Annotated in this window: 5 protein-coding genes; 3 read left to right on the forward strand and 2 right to left on the reverse strand. The window is 59.0% G+C overall.

Going from position 1 to position 3354, the window contains the following annotated elements; translation table 11 throughout:
• Positions 1 to 914: 914 nt before the first annotated feature.
• Positions 915 to 1037 (forward strand): hypothetical protein, encoded by a 123-nt coding sequence (locus ACCAA_RS22430; RefSeq protein ID WP_281193164.1) that lies wholly within the window; start codon positions 915 to 917, stop codon positions 1035 to 1037.
• Between the two features lie 138 nt (positions 1038 to 1175).
• Here the strand turns inward: ACCAA_RS22430 and ACCAA_RS04960 are convergent, their stop codons facing one another.
• Together ACCAA_RS04960 and ACCAA_RS04965 are read right to left on the reverse strand one after the other, a co-directional pair.
• Positions 1176 to 1736, reverse strand: a complete 561-nt coding sequence (locus ACCAA_RS04960; protein WP_245754444.1) for a Uma2 family endonuclease — start codon at positions 1734 to 1736, stop codon at positions 1176 to 1178.
• 72 nt (positions 1737 to 1808) lie between these two features.
• Complete coding sequence (locus ACCAA_RS04965) at positions 1809 to 2006, reverse strand: hypothetical protein (RefSeq protein WP_186406127.1); 198 nt, start codon at positions 2004 to 2006, stop codon at positions 1809 to 1811.
• A 633-nt stretch (positions 2007 to 2639) separates the two neighbouring features.
• Between ACCAA_RS04965 and ACCAA_RS04970 the strand changes: the two genes are divergently transcribed.
• Together ACCAA_RS04970 and ACCAA_RS04975 are read left to right on the forward strand one after the other, a co-directional pair.
• On the forward strand, positions 2640 to 2861 hold the full coding sequence (locus ACCAA_RS04970) for a DUF433 domain-containing protein (RefSeq protein WP_186406128.1): 222 nt from the start codon (positions 2640 to 2642) through the stop codon (positions 2859 to 2861).
• Between the two features lie 11 nt (positions 2862 to 2872).
• Positions 2873 to 3184, forward strand: coding sequence for a hypothetical protein (locus ACCAA_RS04975; RefSeq protein WP_245754445.1), 312 nt, complete (start codon positions 2873 to 2875; stop codon positions 3182 to 3184).
• The last annotated feature ends 170 nt before the right edge of the window (positions 3185 to 3354 follow it).

Consider the following 3354-nt stretch of genomic DNA (forward strand, 5'->3'; position numbering starts at 1 on the left):
GCGGGCTACGCTGCAAAACTGTCGACGCCAGATTTCTACGGAATGACGACGCCGTTAACAAGGCCGCCGAGAAAGCCGTCCATTCATGGTGCGACAACGCCAAAATCGCCGCATAACACAATCTTGACTCAACACAATTTGACTCAACCGCTTCAAGATTTCTCACCCAAGGAATCTAGCGGGTTGAAGTCCCGTCCGGGGAGTTGTCCGTACGCCTCGGTAGCATGAGGAAGCGGCGCCGTGGCGACACGGGGTCGTGAGTTTCCCAACAGCAAGAGAGCAGGCCGTAACGGAAGTGAACCTATGAGTAGCCTCGTAAACAAAGTGGAGGAGCCGACCCTGTGGTCAGAAGGGGAAGGCCGTTGGAAGGGTGCTGGAATAACGGAAGTGGCACTCATCGACTCCCGGGGTAGCAGGGATGGCATGTTCTCGAAGATTTACTGCCCAGTGCTGGAGACCCGTCTGCGGGGTGGGGAGGCCACCGACTGCTGCGTATAAGGCAACGAAATCGCAGTGGCCGCAGACGGGAGTCGGAGGGGTTCATAGTACCGCTTGAGTTCGAGGGACATCATAACCCTGGACGAGGGAAGGGACCCTACTTTGTTCGTGCGACCGAAGAGCAGAGGATCGAGGGATTGCCATGTTGCTAACCACCCTGAATACGATCAGGACGCTACAGAGGAAGCTGTATGCCCGGGCCAAGCAAGAAACCGCCCACGTTACGCGCTCAAAGGTTGAGTGCGCAGGCTAGACGTCCTCAGTCGCGCTGGCAAGACGTGAAACGGGGCAATGCACATGCCTTGGCGTGAAGAGCATCGGAAAGCCGTGTGCGGGAGAATCGCATGCACGGTTTGATGAGGGAGGGCAGGCGAAAGCCTGTCCTCTACTCTACCCGGCCTTGTTTGACCCCGGCCTTGTTAGATCTGACCCCGGCCTTGTTACTGACGCCGGTGGTGTATCTGTATCTCGAACGGCTCAGCCAGCGGCAAGCGCAGCGACTCTTCACCCTCCAGTCCGCGGGTAACGACCAGAAGTGAATCCCGCTGAAACGCTGGCCTGAAATCGACGCTGAGCACCTGGTCTTTGGGCCAGTCTGAAAGTGCCAACGCGAAAAGGCGCACCGACCGTACGGTTTGAGCGTCAGGCGAAGGGATCATGTGCAAACGGGGCGGCGTTTACGCTTGGCCGCCCTTGCGCTTCCACAGGCGGCTGAAGTCGAAATCGAAGGCGCATTTGGACAGTTCGAAACAGTGGGTTTCGTCGTGAAAGTCGCCTACCTTGCGATATTCCCCGTCTACGAGCCACCACACTTTGGCCTTTTTTGCTTCCGGGTAGACCAGCACGTAATGCGGCACGCCTTCCGTGCGGTAAAGATCGAATTTGACAACTTCATCCCGCCGGGTAGTTTTGGGCGAGATGACTTCGAAAATCAGATCAGGGGCGCGGGTCAGCCGTTCACTTTCAGGTTGGTAGCAGATCACCAGCACGTCGGGTCGGACGACGGTGTCTTGCGCAAATTCCACGTCTATTTCAAACACCGCCTGGCAGTGCGGGCAATCGTCGAGCGACTCGTCGAGTTGCCGAAATACTGCGGCGCTTAGCTGCTGATGATCGAAGCTAGGCGACGGGACCATTGCAACCGGTTGGCCGTGAATCAGCTCCCAATCGCCTTCCCATTGCAGGTAATCCTGCACCGTGTAGGCTTCGACTGCTGGCTGCATGGACATAGCCTTCATACTCCCTTCGTTTGAAAGCGGACAGGAAATCCAACGGCGCCTCAGAAGTGTATGAAGCCCGATGCATGGCCGTCAACCTTGGAATTCGTATTCGGGGACCCGTTCAACCTGCGGATCCTCCTGATCGACCGGCTCGTCGTCCTTCTTCCTGCTCTCTCCGAGCAGTGGTCCGCGCGCGGGCATCAGGCGCAGCGGCGACGACGGCTCGCCGAGATGGGTCAGGATGTCGCGGATTGCGCCCCCATCGATGAGGAACGCGATGATTCGCATCTCGCCACTGAAGCGCGGGCAGGGGGGCGGAAAAGCCTCGTAAGATCCGCGCGAGCCAGCGCCCAGGCGTAACGGGCGGCGCGCCGGTGGATCGCTTCCAAGAGTTTCGCATAGCTGTCGTGGGCGAAGAAGGCACGCGCGGCGCTGCCGGGGGTCCCGGCCTCAAGCCAGCGGAAGCAGTCTGTCGGCCAACAACATGGCGGCTGCGCGCCAGAATCGCTCTGGCGCGCGTGAACCGCAGCCTGCACACACAGGGTCTTTCCTTTCGCCCTCCCGACTTGGCGCAGCGGCGGCAAAACTCACAACACCCGAGCGTAGGCCAGAGGACAGTCGCCTGCCCTCACTCATCAAGCCGTTCATTCAAGAAAAAGGAAAGACCCGACCCCGCGCACTTGGTCGACCCCGCGCACTCGGTCATTCGCTTGGCCGGCCTGTCCAGCTCGCTTTTCTTCCAGTATCCCGAAAACGCCGATGGCCGCGATCTGTGCGGCGTAGATCAATCCAGTGCCCAAGCGCTGCCAGTGTTGGAATGTTAGCGGCGACCCTGCGCCCTCGCTTTAGATCTGACCCCGCTGCCTGGCTATAGCAGAGAGCGTATTTCAGCATGTGCCCATCGGTGCTACGATTGCGCTCATGATCGATTGGTCCACCTGTCCTGCAGTGGAGCGAGACCCAGCACGCGTCAGCGGTGCATGGCTCTTCTGTGGCACTCGAGTGCCGGTGGCCGCTTTGTTCGAGAATCTTGAGGACGACGCTTCAGTCCACCAGTTTGTCGAGTGGTTCCCCGGGGTCACCATGGAGCAAGCGCGTACCGTGCTTGAACACGCAGCACGAAGCGCATTGGCGGTTGCGTGAATGCGCGAGTCTTGTTCGACCAGGGAACGCCTGCACCGCTACGTCATTCGCTCGCCGAGCACCTGGTCGAAACAGCCTTTGAGCGAGGCTGGGCGAACCTGACGAACGGTGAACTCATCTCGTTGTCGGAAGAAGCTGGCTTCGCGGTCTTCGTGACCACAGACAGGAACCTGAAGTACCAGCAGAACCTTGCCGCGAGAAGCCTGTCCATTGTCGTCTTACGTTCTACAAGCTGGCCTCGCATCCAACGTGCAATACCGGCAGTCCTTGCCGCTATCAACGGCGCCATTCCGGGTGGCTACATCGAGGTAGCCATCGACTAACGGTCTAACCCACAAGGGTTGACACGACTGCAGGGTACTCTCCATTCGTTGTTCACAAGGCCCCAATAGTGTTCTGCAACGGCTACCGCCATTGACACCACAGCGCTCTGCAGCAGCCGTTGACATGTGTTCTTACAAGACCCAGCGCTTGCTCTGACCAAACCGCTGAA

This window comes from Candidatus Accumulibacter aalborgensis (assembly GCF_900089955.1).
Lineage (GTDB): Bacteria > Pseudomonadota > Gammaproteobacteria > Burkholderiales > Rhodocyclaceae > Accumulibacter > Accumulibacter aalborgensis.